Below are 17,105 nucleotides of genomic sequence, written 5' to 3'. Positions count from 1 at the left end.
AATAGGAAGATGCTATAACTTATTCCTATACTGATAGCGCTTTTACCTAGAAGAGCGATAACGGTTCTCCTTACTAGCACAGCTATAGATATACCCAAAGCAGCGCCTATCACTCCGTACAAACACAATAACGCTACCTCCATACTACAACTGCTGCATATAAGTATCTCTCAAGTAGAGATACTTATATGCAGCAGAATAGTTACAAATCTCTCCTTAAAAACGAAGAAAAGATTGTACTCCTCCGTTACGCCCAAACCCGTTGCAAAGTCATAGCTCTGTTTGCAAAGGCTAAGTGACATGAACTCAGTAGTTAAAACCAGAGGGGTACATTACTTTGTCCACACGGTTACCTCTTAAATATTCGATTTTATTGGTGTGATCACCATAGCCGGTCCGGTTGAGGAGGAATGGGTAGCGGCGTTACAGTGTAACGCCGCTACGGGATACCCCACAATGTAGTCTCAAAGGCTAACAAAAGTTCTTGGCGGTCTGCTACTTACTCCATCTCCACAGGCTGCTTTTTAAGAGCTATTTTTTCTTGCACTAGAAGGAGCCAACGTTCAGCGGCTAGTTGGCTGTCAAAAATTTGAACTTGTACATGCCGTACATCCAGGCGTAAGACGTAATCTGAGGAAAGATTGCTTTTAGGAGGCTTTACCCACGCGAAGTACGTACAGGTAGTTTTGTCTAGTTGCAGGAAGCCGATGGTGGCTGCCCAGATAGCGGTGGCTTTCCAGTGGGTAGTTACGTTGGCGTTATTGTTGAGGATCATGTTACAATTCTCCCTTTCCAACATGCCTAAGAGAAGCTCGCATCCATCTAACACATTCTGCTTTGTGATGTCTCCCCACCAGTCAACGTATAGAATCTTCGTTTCAGGATCTACACTGATGGTAACATACGGCTCGATGATCAATACTGTCTTACCCATAGCTGCAAATGACTTACGTGGCGCTTCTTCTTTTATCTTATTAAATATAAGTGAATTAAAAGCATACCTCAAAACGTATTTACCAGTTTCAGCATCTTGTAAACTAATTTTAGTTAGCCTTTTTTCGAGTAATCGTTTTAGGCCTCTCTTTCTAAAAACAAACCTAAAACATATCCTTCTCTCCTATTCCTACCTGAGCTAGGATCGCTTAACCCAAACCTGTCCTTCTACCTACACGTTTGAAGGAGATGGTAGAGAGCAAAACCCAACCCTACTTCTCCGAGGGATAATTCATGCTTAAACACTCTCCCATGGCTTACCATCAACAGACCAAAATGGTAAATCGGAAAACAGCCACTACTAAGTAGGCCGAGCAGGGAAAGCTTGGGGAAATAGTTTTTGAGGATTTCGCCGCACGGATTTGCAAACTTCCGGCCATGGTAGATCCAAGTCTAGACTTGAACCATGTTTTTGGGTAATAGCCTTTGAAGAAGATAACAATGCGTGTGACCGACAGGTGTAAACATCCCCCTTCGCCCCTTCAAAGGGGAAGTATCTGCTTTAGAGGCCTTCCCCTCACGGAAGTTGCAAACTTCCGGTTATGGTAGGTCCAAGTCACAGACTTGAACCATGATACTTTGTATTTTATACCAAACCTACTTTCCCCCTTTCCAGTCTTCCCCGAGCGCGCCTCGCTTTTGGCCCTGGAAAGGCTTTAGCTAAGCGCAAAGGACTGTGCAGGCCGAAAGGGCAGTGCGCGAGGGGAAGACGGGGCCTCGCGGCCGTGAGCGCTTACCAGAAAAGATGAAACAACCCGGCACTTGCACCCACGCGAAAAGCAGAAAACCCAAGGGAACAGCAAACTGCATGCACTTAATAATATCGCAATCTTATAGATACCCAAACCTCCTACAACAGGACTACTCCATTCCAAAATGGTTACTTAAAACTAATAAATCATCAAAAGTCGCTTTCAGTCTTTCACCACGTTGATTTACAAACCTCCAGACATGGCAAATCCAAATTGAAAACTTGAACCATGCTTTAGACGATTGAACCAAACCTGTCCTCCACCTCCTCTTCTTAACAATTACATAACATACCAGTAATACTCAGGCAATACTACACCTCTACTTTTGTGGCATGTTCATGGAAGTTCTATACCTGCTGACTACAGGTCTAGAAATAGCGGTAAGCCGAAGCCTGAAAAACGTTTAGACTTCATTTCCTCCATTCTGGACTATTACACGCCAACGCTGTTTTGGAGAAAGACTATCCTGCCAGCGAATTGGCAAACATTAACCATTCATTTTGCTTATGTTCTCACCCATAAACAAAAGAATACCTGAGCACCTGTATGCGTTAGGTTTTATTCTTTTTACTGCCTTGACACTTTCGCATAGGGAAGCCAAAGCTCAAACTACTCCAGTCAAAGACTCTGTGGTGACCGCTTCTGCCAATGGCGCATCTCCTGCCCCAGCACCTACCACTTCTCATTGGTATGACAAAATCTCGTTGAGAGGTTATGTGCAGATCCGGTACAACAGGCTGCTGGAAACAAATCCGGCGCTAAGAACAGAGTATGACAGATCAGTGGGAGATAAAGGTGGTTTTCTGATCAGAAGAGCCCGTCTGGTTTTCAGCGGAAATGTGCATGACCGGGTCTATATCTACCTTCAGCCCGATTTTGCCTCCACCCCTTCCGGCAGTTCCACCATTCATTTTGTGCAGCTACGAGATGCGTATTTTGACCTGGCTCTGGATAAGGAAAAAGAATTCCGGTTGCGGGTAGGCCAAAGCAAGATACCGTACGGGTTTGAGAACATGCAATCCAGCCAGAACCGTCTTACCCAGGATCGGAATGATGCGTTGAACAGCGCGTTGCCCAATGAGCGCGATCTAGGTGTCATGTTTTACTGGGCTCCGGCCCATATCAGAAAACGCTTTAGTGAACTGGCGAACAGCCGTCTGAAAGGCTCCGGCGACTATGGCGTGTTCGGCTTAGGGATCTATAACGGCCAGACGGCCAATCGGCCAGAGGCTAACAACAACCAGCATGTGGTAGCGCGGGTCTCCTACCCTTTCGCATTGAAGAACGGCCAGATCATTGAACCTGGTCTGCAAGCCTATTCCGGGCTGTACACGGTGACCGCCGACCAACTAAGCAGCACCAGCATCAAAGGCGGGGATTTTACGGATCGTAGGGTAGCGGCTAGCTTGGTGGTGTATCCGCAGCCCTTCGGGTTTCAGGCCGAATACAACGTAGGGGAAGGTCCTGAGTTTGACCCAGCCACCAGCACCATTAAAACAAAATCACTGCACGGAGGCTACGCGCAGGCCATGTACCTGGTGAAACTAGGCAACCAGCACTTCATCCCTTTCGTGAAGGCCCAATTCTATGAAGGCGGCAAAAAAACCGAAACCGATGCGCGGTTCAGCAAAGTGTATGAAACGGAAATTGGCCTGGAGTGGCAACCCATTCCCAACTTCGAACTAGCCACCCAATACACCATTTCTGACCGCACCACCAGAGACGGCAAAGCCCTGGACAATCGCCAACATGGCCAGCTTCTTCGGCTTCAGGCTCAATTCAACTTTTAGATTTTACATAAAGACAGACACCATGAAAACCAAGACTTTCACCTCCATCAAAACCCAGCTGAGCGGCTTACTTTTAGCCAGCCTATTACTGGGTGCCTGCAGCAAAGGTGGCGAGACGCAACAGGAAACTGGTACCAGCGCCCAAAACGAAGCAGCTTCTACTTCTATCACCGTTAAGGGCAGCGATACCGTTCTTCCACTGGCCCAGCAGGAAGCCGAACGGTACATGGGTAAAAATGCCGGTGCTTCCATTACGGTAGTGGGCGGCGGAACCGGCGTTGGTCTGGCAGCCATGCAGGAAGGCACCACTGACATTGCCATGGCTTCGCGCGGACTGAAAACCGAGGAGAAACTGAAATTGAAAAGCGCCAAGAAAGATGTGAAAGAAGCATTGATTGCGTATGACGCCCTTTCTGTGATTGTGCACCCCAGCAACAAAGTAAGTCAACTGACCCGTGAGCAACTGGAAGGCATTTTCACCGGCAAAATCACCAACTGGAAAGAAGTGGGCGGGGCCGATGAAAAGATTGTGGCCTACTCGCGGGAGACCAGCTCTGGTACGTATGAGTTCTTCAAAGAACACGTAATGGACAAAAAGAACTACGCCAACGGCATTCTCATGATGCCCGCTACTGGTTCCATTGTACAATCGGTGAGCCAAACCCCGGGAGCAATTGGCTACATTGGTTTGGCCTATGAAACCGAGGAAGTGAAATCTTTGAAAGTGTCTTATGACCAGGGCAAAACCTTTGTGGCCCCCAGCCTGGAAGCTGCCAAAGACAAAACCTACCCTATTTCCCGCCCGCTTTTCTTCTTTTATGACGCAACCGCAGAAAGCAAGGTAAAACCGTTCATTGACTACGTGCTTTCTGAAGAAGGCCAGAAAACGGTGCAAGAGATTGGGTACATTCCGCTAGGGTAATTCCCGCTGCTTACTTCTTCTCCAGTAATGTTTTCACTCTCTCATATTCCGGGGAACTTTAAGTTAGTTTAGCCTTACTTTTCCAAAAACACCTTCATTACTTACTTCCAATTCCTTGAAACGGCACTTCCACAACCTGGGCGAAAAACTCATAGAAGGGATAATTACCATCAGCGGCACCGTGACTAGTATCACGGTGCTCCTGATTGTGTTCTACCTTTTCAAAGAAGGATTGGGCATTTTTAGTCAGACGCCGGTGGCCGAAGGCTCTATGATTGCGGTGCACCAGCAGAATCAGGTAAGTCAATTATCATCAGGTGAGGTAAAGGAAATCTTTGACCAGAACATCACCAACTGGAAAGAGGTGGGCGGTCAGGATGCTCCCATCAAGCTGTTCGAGATTGAGGATATCACGGATTATTATACCGAGGAACAGATTGGAGCCAACTTTGAATACCTGCCCCAACGCCTGAACGAACTGGTGGCCAAAGAACCCAACATTCTGGCCTTTTTCCCCACAGAATACCTCGCCCCAGATTTCAAAGGCAAGAAGATTGAGCTCGCCACCATAACCGTAGGTGATTTCCTGGCGGGGCGGCAGTGGTACCCTACCATTCAGCCGGCGGTGCAACTGGGCGTGCTTTCTCTGATTCTGGGCACCCTGTGGGTTAGTTTGGGAGCTATTCTCATTGCCTTACCGCTGGGTTTGGCCACCGCCATTTACCTGGCCGAAATTGCAGATCCCAAAGTCCGGAATCTTCTGAAACCCGTAATTGAGTTGCTGGCCGGTATTCCGTCAGTGGTCTATGGGTTCTTCGGGTTGGTGGTTATTGTGCCACTGATTCAGGACGTGTTTGGGTTGCCGGTGGGCGAGACCGCGCTGGCGGGGAGCATTGTGCTGGGTATTATGGCCTTGCCTACCATTATCTCGGTGTCTGAAGATGCCATGCGCACTACGCCCCGCGCCATGAAAGAAGCGAGTCTAGCCTTGGGCGCGAACAAATGGCAGACTATCTACAAAGTCATTATCCCGTACTCTGTATCCGGTATTTCTACGGCTGCCATTCTGGGCATTGGTCGGGCCATTGGCGAGACCATGGCGGTCTTGATGGTAACTGGAAACGCCTCCGTGATACCGCATACCTTTCTGGAACCGGTACGCACCATTCCGGCCACCATTGCCGCTGAACTGGGCGAGGCTCCGCAGGGCGGTATCCATTACCAGGCACTCTTCGCGCTGGGCTGCATCCTGTTTTTAATGACGCTGGTCATTAACCTCACGGTAGATTTTGTTTCGGCTAAAAAGAAAGAAAATAGATAGAACATGGCTTTTGGTACTACCTCTTCCGCGCCTAAAAGCAAGAATCTCTCACAGAGCATTGCTTTCCTGGTCTTTAAACTGCTGAGTTTCTCGGTGGTGGCCATCTTGGTTGTGATATTGGGCTTTATCCTGATTCGGGGAATTTCCGTCATCAGTTGGGAATTTCTCACCCAGATGCCCCGCGAGGGAATGACCCAAGGCGGAATTCTCCCGGCTATTGTGGGCACGTTGTACCTGGTAGCGGGCAGCATGCTGTTCGCCTTCCCTATTGGCATTCTCTCTGGTATTTACATCAATGAGTACGCCAAAGACAGTTGGTTTAAGCGGTTTGTGAAACTGATGACCAACAACCTGGCCGGGGTGCCGTCCATTGTGTTCGGCTTGTTCGGGATGACATTGTTCGTGAACCAATTCGGGTTCGGAGATTCCATTCTGGCGGGTTCGCTTACCTTAGGTTTGCTGGCGCTACCGGTCGTCATCAGAACCACCGAAGAGGCCTTGAAGTCCATTGACAACTCTTTCCGGATTGGTTCTCTGGCGTTGGGAGCTACCAAATGGCAAACCACCAGCCGCGTGGTATTGCCCATGGCCTTCCCAAACATCATCACCGGGTTAATTCTTTCCATTGGCCGGGTGTCTGGCGAAACCGCTCCCATTCTGTTCACGGTGGCCGCGTACTTTCTGCCAAAGTTACCCAACAGCATTTTTGACCAGGTCATGGCCTTGCCGTACCACTTGTATGTGATCTCCACCAGCGGCACTAACATTGAAGCTTCCCGCGCCATGGCCTACGGGACGGCGTTTGTGCTCATCATGATTGTCCTGCTGGTGAACCTCTTAGCCAACTGGCTGCGCCGATATTTCGGCAGAAAAGTAAAAATGAACTAACCCTGTTTTCGGCCCTATTTTCATAAAAAGACCTGAAAACCATCTGTTATACCGCATAGCGCTGCCTTTTTAGAATACCATGAATAGTGTAGAAACCAAAGACGTTCACCTTTACTACGGCGATTTCCATGCCCTCAAAGGCATTACCATGTCCATGAAAAAGAACCAGGTAACGGCTTTCATTGGTCCCTCGGGCTGCGGCAAATCTACGTACCTGCGCTGCTTTAACCGCATGAATGATCTCATTGATGGTGTCAAGATTGAGGGCGATATTCTCATTGACGGGGTAGACATCTACAAAACCAACATACAAGTAGACGATCTGCGCAAACACGTGGGCATGGTGTTCCAGAAACCCAACCCCTTCCCGAAATCCATTTTTGAGAATGTGGCTTATGGCCTGCGGGTGAACGGCACCAAAGACAAGAAATTCATTGAAGAACGGGTAGAACGCTCTTTGCAACAAGCCGCCCTGTGGGACGAAGTCAAAGACAAACTCAAGAAAAGTGCATTTGAATTATCTGGCGGGCAGCAGCAGCGCCTTTGCATTGCGCGCGCCTTGGCCATTGAGCCCTCAGTACTGTTAATGGATGAACCCACTTCGGCCCTGGATCCGCTTTCTACCGCCAAAACCGAAGAGCTCATTCATCAGCTCAAAGAGAACTACACCATTGTGATTGTGACGCACAACATGCAGCAGGCCGGCCGGGTGAGCGACGCTACCGCCTTCTTTTATCTGGGTGAGTTGGTGGAATATGCCAAAACCAAAACTATTTTCACGAACCCTAAAGACCAACGTACTCAGAATTACATCACTGGCCGTTTTGGTTGATCAGGACCTACGTTGTGGTTTATTGCCTTTTCTGAAAAAGGGCACCTGAAACAGAAAAGACCGTTGGAAATCATTTTGAGACGAGTGCCCCGGAAGAGCTCCCTCCTTCCCCTTACTTCCTTTAGCAGAACCAGGTAAACTATGAATCAGTTAGACAAAGAACTCCTCCGGATCAAAACCAAAGTGGAGGCGATGTGGGATTTGGTAGACTTCCAGCTCACCTCTGGCAAAGAGGCCATCCTTACCTCTAATGAAGAACTGGCCAGAAAGGTGATCAAGAGCGGGAAGAAAGTGAACGCCTATGACATCAAGATTGACCGCATGTGCGAAAACATCTTCGCCTTGTTCAATCCGGTGGCGGTAGATTTGCGCTGGGTGCTGGCCATTCTCAAGATCAACTCCAACCTGGAACGCATTGGTGATTACGCCGAAAGCATTGCCCACATGCTCAAGGAAGCCACCCCCCCCATTGAACCCACGCTGCTGGCAGAGAGCCGCCTGGTAGAAATGTACGAGGCCACAGAAGCCATGCTCCAAAACGTGCGGCAAGCCTTTTTGGAAGAAAACACCGAACTAGCACGGCAGGTCATCAAGCAAGACAAGCGCCTCAACAAGATACACACCCAAACCGACAAGGTCTTGCTGAAGTACTTCCAATCACACCCCGACAACATCTACCAAAGCCTGAAAGTCTCCGGCATCATCCGAAAACTGGAACGCATTGGCGACCACACCACCAACATTGCCGAAGAAATCGTCTTCTACGTAGACGCCAAAGTGGTCAAACACAAACAGAAAAAGAAGCGGAACAAGGATCAGGAGTAGGTCAAAAGCCAAGTCCAGGAGCAGGCAGCCCTAGAACAGGAAAGACATTGAAAGCCATTTTCTGTCTCACGGATTTGCAAACTTCCGGACATGGTAGGTCCAAGTCACAGACTTGAACCATTTTTACTAATGGTAATGCGTTCTGCAGAAGAAAGCAATGCGTGTGACCGGCAGATGTAAACCTCCCCCCTTCGCCCCCTTCAAAGGATAGGGCCGTTAAGTTCTACATTGGAGGCTTAAACTGCGGTAAAGTCCATTGCCTTTCTTGCAGAGTTTGAGGCTAACGCCTCACTGATTTGCAAACTTCAGCTCATTTTAGGTCCAAGTTGAAATTTGAACCATATCAATTTTTAGAACTTAAAGGCCCTTCCCTTCAAAGGGGGAGTATCTGTTTTAGAGGGTAGAAGTCCATTCTGCTACTTTCCCAATTCCAGTCTTTCCCGAGCGCGCCTCGCTTTTGGCCCTGGAATGGCAAAACTAAGCACAAACGACACCTCAGGCCGAAAGGGCAGTGCGCGAGGGGAAGACGGGGCCTCGCGGCCGTGAGCGCTTACCGGCAACTATGCAAAGAGCCGCATTTGCACCCACGCAAAAAGCGGCCAAGCCAAGGAAACAGCGTAGGGCATTCCCCTATCCTTAAAACATCAGCCACAACTAAGAACAGAAGCTGAACCTACCCAGTTAGGAAACACCTCTCAAGCAAAAGAAAGTCTTTCGTTTCAGAGGTGTTTTCCTAAAACAGCGCTAGAACGCTGAAAGGCAGAAAATGCACTCGGTTAAGCACGTACCGCAACCGGAGCCACGGACACATATTCATAACCTAACTGGTTCCGGTACAGCGCCTTCAGGTACTCCAATTTAGCATAGGCTAACTGAATTAACTGGTCCGGAGACATAAACTCACTGATTGATTCTTCTGATGCCTTACTACAATTAGTTATATTTTCTCTAACGTTATTGCTATACATATTATAGATAGAAGAGCAGTATAAAATCTTTATTTGCTATTAATAGTTCAAATATAAGGGTCATCTTTTCACTATTCATATAATTTAGTTCTATCTACTCCCGTTCTCGGTGAACATTGCCAAAAGTTCGACGAATAGATATATTACAATTACCAACAACTTAGTTGCGACCCCTCCTTAAAAGCTGTACTTTTGCGTACGTCGCTGTAGAATAGCTAGTAAACCGTATGCCGCTGCTCCCCTCCAACTTTCTTAAAAGTCCCCGCTATCTGTTCAACGGACATTTGCAGACCATTCTGCCCAGCACGCTTCGGCGCTTGCCGCCCGTCACGTACCGGCGGGAAAGGATCATTACCCCAGATCAAGACTTCCTGGACCTGGACTGGTCTACAGTAAATTCGGGCACGTTGGTGGTTTTATCGCATGGGCTGGAGGGTGATACGAACCGACCGTACATGAAAGGGATGGTGCAAGCCATGAACAACGCCGGCTGGGATGCCCTGGCCTGGAATTTCAGAAGCTGTAGCGGCGAGCCCAATCATTTGTTGCGTTCTTACCACATGGGGGCGGTAGAGGACCTGGATCTGGTAGTGCGCCACGCCTTGAAAACCGGCAGCTACCAAACCGTCTATTTAGTGGGATTTAGCATGGGCGGCAATCTCACCCTTAATTACCTAGGACAATGGTCTGCGCAAGTTCCAGAACAAGTAACCAGGGCCGCGGTTTTCTCAGTGCCGTGCCACATGAAAAGCGCCTGCCTGCAATTGGCCAAGCCCGCGAACCGCATTTACATGAAGCGGTTTCTGAGATCACTCCACGAAAAACTGAAGGAAAAAGCCCAACGCTTTGACCTGGACTTGACCCACTACGAGAAGATTTCCACGTTTGAAGAATTTGATGACCGGTACACCGCCCCTTTGCACGGCTTTAAAAGTGCCGCCGATTATTATGAGCGATGCAGTTCGGTTTCTCACTTGCATCGCATTAAAATCCCTACCCTGCTGGTGAACGCCTTGAACGATCCCTTCCTTTCCCCGGAATGTTTCCCCGTGGAACAGGCGCAACAAAACCCTAATTTCTACCTGGAGATGCCTAAAGACGGCGGCCACGTGGGCTTCTCAGAGAACTTCCTGAAAGGTCTTTACTACTCAGAACGGCGGGCCGTGGCGTTCTTGCAGGGAAAAGTTTAAGTTTCGTTTTTAAGCTATTTTGTAGAAATCAACTTAAAAACAGAGGTTGTCCCACAGAAACCTTCCAAATTCAGAAACACAAAAGCACTTAAAGTAAAGTGATTGATGGTCACTAGATTAAGCTACTCTCTGGCAAAGGTTCTAACTTTTCAGATACTGTATCATAATGACAGCCGTTACCATAGGGGTTCTTCCTGCCTGAAGTGTCTTCTGAATACTTTTTGAAAAACAAGGTTAAAACGAAAGCCGAAGCCAAACTTATTTCACAAAAAAGTGGAATGCTTTATCTTTGATTCATATTGAAAATGCGCAGACACCAGACCGCTTTGAACAACGTAGCAAAAACATCCTCTCTCCTGCTTTTGAGCCTTGCCTTGCTCATCGCCTCCTGCGGAAGGTCTTCCCACTCCACCTTCAGTAAACCAAACGAGAAATACCGCTCTGCCCGGGAAATTGCCGAGCTGAAGAAAAAGGAGCGCATGGAACGCCGCCGTTCCGGTTCTTACAGAGCACCGGTCAAAGAAATCCATATCTCCAGCAGAGGGAAGAAACCAACCAAGTCCATCCATATCTCCGGGAATAGAAAAGGCGTCATGCGCCGTGACATTGAGACGGTAATTCAGGAAGCCCGCTCCTATACCGGTACGCCGTACCAATTAGGGGGCACCACCCGGGTAGGCATGGACTGCTCTGGGCTGCTGTGTACTTCTTTTCAAGCCATAGATGTACAACTGCCGCGCACCTCGGGTGAGCAAAGTCAGTTTGGGGCTTCTGTTTCCCCCAATGAATTACAGGCCGGTGATCTGGTCTTCTTCAGCTCCTCCAAGAGCGCCTATAATATTACGCACGTAGGCATGGTCACCGAAGTAAAGAACCAGAATGAGATCTGGTTTATTCATGCCTCTACCTCTTTGGGCGTAAAGGAAGACAACCTCTACTCGCCTTATTACCAAAAAATATTCGTAAAGGCGGTTCGTCCCTACATTTAAACCGGGCCTTTCGGCCTAGTTAATTTTTAGAAAATTTCTATAACGTGCCCATATCATTACTAAACAGGTAATGATATGGGCATTGTTATAAGTACTGATTAAGAAGTTCCAAAAACTGTTAGCAATACCTTAGCAGAACAGACGTAACTTAAGTACAGTGTTGAAATTAAGTTTGATATCGGCATGCCGAACAAATAAAATATACTCTCTATCTTTGTGCTGTCAATCCACTGACCACACGTAAAATGCTCACATCCTATAGGGATTCTGCAATTTCCTTCCTCAGCAGTTCTGTTAACAAGCTTAATGTTAACTTAACAATAGCCTTACCTGCTTTTCTTTTCACCCTTTTTACTTTTGCACAAAAAAAACCCTTTATGAAAAACCTAATTACCCGATTGATGCTCATCGTGGTGATGTGTTTGCCTATGCACCTAAGTTGGGGCCAGGGCACAACAACCGCCTCTATGACTGGTGTCCTTTCTGACGCAAGTGGGGCTGGCCTGGCTGGTGCTACCATTGTGGCAGTACACACACCTTCCAACACCCAGTATGCCGCCAGTGCAGACGCCAACGGCCGTTACAATCTACAGAACATGCGTGTAGGTGGTCCTTACACCATTACGGCCACGTACGTAGGTTATCAGGAACAAAGAAGAGAGAATGTGACCCTGGCTCTTGGCCAGACGCTTAGATTAGACTTCAACCTTTCTCAAAGTGCGGTAGGTCTTTCTGAAGTACAGGTAGTAGCAGACCGTAACGCGGTTATCAACGCTGACCGTACTGGTGCAGCCACCAACGTGTCTCGCGAGCAGATTGAGCGCCTTCCTACACTTAACCGTTCTTTACAGGACTTCACCCGCCTAACGCCTCAGGCCTCTGGTAACTCCCTTGGTGGTGCCAACAACCGTTATAACAACATCACCATTGACGGTGCGGTGAACAATGACGTGTTCGGTTTGGCCGGTAGCGGTACTCCCGGCGGACAAGCCGGTACCCAGCCTATCTCTCTGGACGCGATTGACCAGATCCAGGTGGTATTGGCTCCTTACGACGTGAAATTCGGTAACTTCACCGGTGGTGGAATCAACGCCGTAACCCGTTCCGGAACAAACAACTTTGAGGGTTCTGTGTACGCATTCGGCCGTAACGAGAAAACCGTAGGCAAAGACCCTATTACTGATGCCAAGACAGCTGATTTCTCAGACTACCAGACTGGTTTCAGAATTGGTGGTCCTATCTTGAAAGACAAACTGTTCTTCTTCCTGAACGGGGAGATCACCCGTCGTTCAGAGCCTCTTTTGAATAACCTGGGCGAAGCCGGTTCTATTGTGCCAGAAGCCGATGTAAGAACTATCTCCCAAACCCTGATTAACAAATACGGTTATGACCCAGGCAGCTTCGGTCCTTTGGATCGTCGTACTGAAAGCGATAAATTCTTCGCCCGTTTAGACTGGAACATTACAGATCGTCACCAATTGACCTTGCGCCACAACTATGTGACCGCTTTTGATGACAACATCACCCGTACCAACAGCACCTTCCGTTTCGCTAACAACGCGTATCAGTTCGACAACACTACCAACAGTACCGTAGCTGAACTTAGAAGCCGTTTCTCTGAGAATCTTTCAAACAGCTTAATTGTAGGCTATTCCAGAATCAGAGACACCCGCGGTACTCCAGGCGATCTGTTCCCACAAGTAACTATCCGTTTCAACAACAGCGGTAGCAACACTATCACTGCTGGTACAGAGCGTAGCTCGGCTTACAATGAGTTAGATCAGGACATCTTCGAATTCACAGACAACCTGACCTTCTTCAAAGGAAACCACACCTTCACTTTCGGAACGCACAATGAGTTCTTCAAATTCCGGAACTTGTTCATCAACAACGGTAACGGTTACTACCAATTCAACAGCCTGGCAGATTTCTTAGCCGAGAGACCTTTCCAGATTGAGCAGACTTACTCTGCCGACAAAAACAACCCAAATCCTGCCGCTAAATTCAACGCCATGCAGTTAGGCTTGTACGCCCAGGATGAGATCTCTGTAACAGACAACCTGCGCGTTACCTTAGGTTTACGGGTAGATATGCCTGTAATGCCAGACAAACCAGTTCGTAACCTGAGCGTAGAGCAAGCGTTTGAGACATTCCCTGAATATACAGACCTTCGTACCGATGCTACTCCTAGCGGTCAGTTACTATGGGCTCCTAGAGCTGGTTTCAACTGGGATGTATTTGGTGACAAAACCCTGCAAGTACGCGGTGGTACCGGTATCTTCACTGGCCGTGTTCCATTTGTGTGGCTGTCAAACCAGTTCACCAACAACGGTGTTACATTCAGCTCTCTGCTTTTACAAAACCAAACCAGAACCGGAAGATTCGTTACTGATATTGACCAAATTCGTGATTTAGGTGAAGCGGGTACAACTTCTGAGATCAACTTGGTAACCGACGATTTCAAAATCCCACAAACGTTCCGTACCAACCTGGCCGCTGACTATGTGTTGCCATTGGGAATCATTGCTACCGTTGAAGGTATCTACTCTAAAACGCTCAATGACGTTGTTTACAAAGACATCAACCTGAAAGCGCCGGTAGGCACCCTTGGTGGACCTGATAACAGACCAGTGTACCCAGCTTCGGCTAGCAGAAGAGTAAACAACGCGTTTACCAACGTGATCTTACTTGACAACACTAGCAGAGGCTATACTTACACCTTGACTGGTCAGTTACAGAAGAACTTCAACAACGGCATCAACACCATGGTAGCCTATACCTACGGTGAGTCTAAAGATGTGAACAGTGGCGCTAGCAGCACCGCCAGATCTAACTGGCAGTTTAACCAGATTGTAACAGATCCTAACAATCCTGAGTTGTCTTACTCCCGCTTTGACATCCGTCACCGCGTGATTGCTTCTGGTGGTTATACTGTGAACTGGTTGAACAACTTTAGCACTTCTATCTCTTTGTTCTATGAAGGACAATCAGGCACTCCGTTCACGTACCTGTACTCACAAGACTTGAACTCTGACGGTAACACTGGTAATGACCTTCTTTACGTACCGCGTACCGCTGATGAGATCCGTTTCACAAACCTAGTAGTTGGTAGCGGCGCGAATGCCGTGACGATCACTCCGGCACAACAGTGGACTGACCTGAACGCTTTCATTGAGAACGATGATTACTTACGTTCACGCAGAGGTCAATACACAGAGCGTAACGGCGCCCGCACTCCTTGGACGCACCGTCTGGATCTGCGTATCGCCCAGGATATTTTCGCTAACTTAGGTGCTAAGAAACACACGTTGCAATTGACCCTGGATGTATTCAACGTAGGTAATGCCATCAACAAAGATTGGGGCCGTAGCTACTTTGTAAACAACGCTGCAGTAGAGTTGGTAAGATTTGTATCCCGTGATGCGAACAACGTGCCTACTTTCACTTTCAACAAACCAACTACAGACGTTTGGTCTACTTCCTTTGGGTCTAGATGGCAAGGACAAGTTGGTCTGCGTTACATCTTCCAATAAGCTAGAACTTACCCTCTTATAGAAAAAGGCGAACCATTGGTTCGCCTTTTTTATTTCCTCTTTTCCATTTTCAACTCTCTCATTCACTGTCTTTCTCTCACGTTACTTTTAAAAGAGAGAATTAACAACAGAATTTCTTTGCAGCAGATTTGGTAGTTTCTGAAATGCGCCTTACTTTTGTAACATCAAAACGGGGGATTAGCTCAGCTGGCTAGAGCGCTTGCATGGCATGCAAGAGGTCATCGGTTCGACTCCGATATTCTCCACAATAACAAAAAAGCCTTTACAAGTTACTTGTAAAGGCCTTTTTGTTTTGGGTCACAACCATTGCAAATAGAAAATTGAACTTCCATTTCATCATCGCTTTTGTATTAAGCTGCAAGAAACAAAAGAGCCCCAGCAATTGATTGCTGAGCCTCTTTTGTGTTACCGGTTTGGAATCTAGTTGCTTACCCCCGGCGTCTTTCCAGTAAGATCATCATCATCAAGCTAAGGATAATACGCTCGCCTTCTCCCCTTTCAAAGGCGCTTTCCTGGGTTACGGTAAAACGCCGTCCGAAGAAGGATCTTTGCTTTTGAAGGGTGGCTATGTGGGTGCCGTCGGGCCGAAGGACGTTGTAAGATGGATTGAAGAAATAGCCGCTAAGAATTCCTACTAATGGTATTTCGCTCAGCAAGGCATCGCCAACTTTGATCCAGGCATTTGCTTCTCTAATGGTGAAGTCCTGCTGCTGGTTTTGGTCATACACCTCGTAGTGTGCTTTCCAGAGAGAGGCCCAACCTTTACGGGCTACCCGCCCAATTTCCCGCCCGGTGCTGTCTGTAAAGACATAAGCCGCTGAGAAGTCAATCCATTTATTGGCCTTGATGGTGTACAGCAGTTCAGTTTGAGACTGGTCTTGGAAAACACTGACTTCCTCCACAAACTTAAACAGCTTCTGTTTTACATAGCTAATGGTTTCGCCGTTGGCATCCGTCACTATAAAATCATTGGAGAAGGTGGTAATCTTAAATTCAAAGTCTAGCGGAAATACAATGTCTTGCATGTGGTTATCTCAAAAGGGGTTTTTAGAACGAACGGTGCTTTGGGATTAAGCTAAAGTACAACCTTCTTTCCTATTGATTGCAGGATTTAAGGAATCTGCCGAAGAAATGTTCGGGATCCCTTTAGGAGATGGAAATAACCAAGGCAGCATGTACACGTAGAGAACTGCGAAGCTACTTTACAGGTCCTCTCTTATCAGAAAAAGGCAATGGCTAAGAAAAAGAAAAAAGGGAAGAAGCACCAATCCTTTTACAAAGTGGTGAAACCGTTCATCAAAGACAACCGCGTATTGCTGGGTCTACTTGGCGCTTTCGGAGCGGGGATTGCGCTGGCCAAAGCCATAGGGCCAGACAAAGCCGGGAACTTAGTGGATGGAATTACAGCGGCAGTTAAACATCTGGCCCATCACCATGAGGACGCGGAAGAAAAGCCGAAGCCTTCGCCCAAGCACAAAGCCCCGAAGGAAGAAAAGCCCGCCAAACCAGTGGCAATAGAAAATACATAGCCGTTTTTTGGGCCCGAAGATGCCTATACAAATACCGCAATGGCAGCGCGCTAATCTTCTTTTTAGACAAAACTTGCCTGCAAAGCCAACTTAAAGACAGGAGCGGCGTACGTTTTCAGGAAGAGGTAAACCACATGGCACCCTCGTATTAACCGAAACAACTAGATTTCACGACCTTAAAAAAACAAAGCAATGGCAAAGAATAAAAACAAAGGCAAGAAGAACAAAGGGAACCAAGGGGCGAACAACAGCACTGGTGTATCTCTCCTTAACAAAGTAAAATCCCTAACCGGAAATAAGAAGGTGTTGTATTCGCTTCTGGGCGCAGCGGGTGCTGGAATAGCCATAGCGGCCATAGGCAAAGATAGACGCCGCTCTCTGACAGATACCGTTACCAGCTCAGTGAAAGGATTGGGCAGTTCCTTTGGAGGTGATAAATCCAAGGCATCTTCTAGCAATAACGCTTCTAACGCTCAATAAAACTCGCAGAGAACGGCAGCGTGCAGTTTCTGTTACACGCTGATTTCGTTACAAAGAAATCTTTTCTGGTCT

General features: G+C 47.7%; 13 protein-coding genes and 1 tRNA gene. 12 read left to right on the top strand and 2 right to left on the bottom strand.

Annotation, left to right across the window (positions count from 1 at the left end; all coding sequences use genetic code 11):
* Positions 1 to 499: 499 nt before the first annotated feature.
* Complete coding sequence (locus ACY0JR_RS18140; RefSeq protein WP_462635578.1) at positions 500 to 934, bottom strand: hypothetical protein; 435 nt, start codon at positions 932 to 934, stop codon at positions 500 to 502.
* Between the two features lie 1,317 nt (positions 935 to 2,251).
* Between ACY0JR_RS18140 and ACY0JR_RS18135 the strand changes: the two genes are divergently transcribed.
* From ACY0JR_RS18135 to ACY0JR_RS18090, 10 genes are all read left to right on the top strand, one after another.
* Positions 2,252 to 3,535 (top strand): porin, encoded by a 1,284-nt coding sequence (locus ACY0JR_RS18135; protein WP_462635577.1) that lies wholly within the window; start codon positions 2,252 to 2,254, stop codon positions 3,533 to 3,535.
* Between the two features lie 22 nt (positions 3,536 to 3,557).
* Positions 3,558 to 4,457: a phosphate ABC transporter substrate-binding protein gene (locus ACY0JR_RS18130; protein WP_462635576.1), complete on the top strand. Its 900-nt coding sequence runs from the start codon at positions 3,558 to 3,560 to the stop codon at positions 4,455 to 4,457.
* A 115-nt stretch (positions 4,458 to 4,572) separates the two neighbouring features.
* A complete protein-coding gene (pstC, locus tag ACY0JR_RS18125) occupies positions 4,573 to 5,778 on the top strand; it encodes a phosphate ABC transporter permease subunit PstC (RefSeq protein ID WP_462635575.1) in 1,206 nt (401 codons plus the stop codon).
* Between the two features lie 3 nt (positions 5,779 to 5,781).
* Positions 5,782 to 6,666, top strand: a complete 885-nt coding sequence (gene pstA, locus ACY0JR_RS18120; protein WP_462635574.1) for a phosphate ABC transporter permease PstA — start codon at positions 5,782 to 5,784, stop codon at positions 6,664 to 6,666.
* 79 nt (positions 6,667 to 6,745) lie between these two features.
* Positions 6,746 to 7,498, top strand: a complete 753-nt coding sequence (pstB, locus tag ACY0JR_RS18115; protein ID WP_462635573.1) for a phosphate ABC transporter ATP-binding protein PstB — start codon at positions 6,746 to 6,748, stop codon at positions 7,496 to 7,498.
* Positions 7,499 to 7,639: 141 nt separating this feature from the next.
* Complete coding sequence (phoU, locus tag ACY0JR_RS18110) at positions 7,640 to 8,323, top strand: phosphate signaling complex protein PhoU (protein WP_462635572.1); 684 nt, start codon at positions 7,640 to 7,642, stop codon at positions 8,321 to 8,323.
* Between the two features lie 1,195 nt (positions 8,324 to 9,518).
* Positions 9,519 to 10,481: a YheT family hydrolase gene (locus tag ACY0JR_RS18105; RefSeq protein WP_462635571.1), complete on the top strand. Its 963-nt coding sequence runs from the start codon at positions 9,519 to 9,521 to the stop codon at positions 10,479 to 10,481.
* 305 nt (positions 10,482 to 10,786) lie between these two features.
* The gene (locus tag ACY0JR_RS18100) at positions 10,787 to 11,470 is read left to right on the top strand and encodes a C40 family peptidase (RefSeq protein ID WP_462635570.1); all 684 of its coding nucleotides are present in this window, start codon (positions 10,787 to 10,789) and stop codon (positions 11,468 to 11,470) included.
* A gap of 377 nt (positions 11,471 to 11,847) precedes the next feature.
* Positions 11,848 to 15,003 carry a TonB-dependent receptor gene (locus ACY0JR_RS18095; protein ID WP_462635569.1) on the top strand — a complete coding sequence of 1,052 codons (3,156 nt, stop codon included), beginning with the start codon at positions 11,848 to 11,850 and terminating at the stop codon, positions 15,001 to 15,003.
* A 192-nt stretch (positions 15,004 to 15,195) separates the two neighbouring features.
* Positions 15,196 to 15,269 (top strand) — tRNA-Ala (locus ACY0JR_RS18090).
* Positions 15,270 to 15,452: 183 nt separating this feature from the next.
* Here the strand turns inward: ACY0JR_RS18090 and ACY0JR_RS18085 are convergent.
* Positions 15,453 to 16,049 (bottom strand): LURP-one-related/scramblase family protein, encoded by a 597-nt coding sequence (locus ACY0JR_RS18085; protein ID WP_462635568.1) that lies wholly within the window; start codon positions 16,047 to 16,049, stop codon positions 15,453 to 15,455.
* 207 nt (positions 16,050 to 16,256) lie between these two features.
* Here ACY0JR_RS18085 and ACY0JR_RS18080 point away from each other — a divergent pair, with 207 nt between their 5' ends.
* A complete protein-coding gene (locus tag ACY0JR_RS18080) occupies positions 16,257 to 16,553 on the top strand; it encodes a hypothetical protein (RefSeq protein WP_462635567.1) in 297 nt (98 codons plus the stop codon).
* A gap of 192 nt (positions 16,554 to 16,745) precedes the next feature.
* Positions 16,746 to 17,033, top strand: coding sequence for a hypothetical protein (locus ACY0JR_RS18075; protein ID WP_462635566.1), 288 nt, complete (start codon positions 16,746 to 16,748; stop codon positions 17,031 to 17,033).
* Positions 17,034 to 17,105 lie beyond the last annotated feature (72 nt).

It is taken from the genome of Rufibacter sp. JT3400010, from assembly GCF_054956755.1.
The sequence above is the reverse complement of the archived record's forward strand: the minus strand, read 5'-3'. Positions and strand labels throughout refer to the sequence as shown.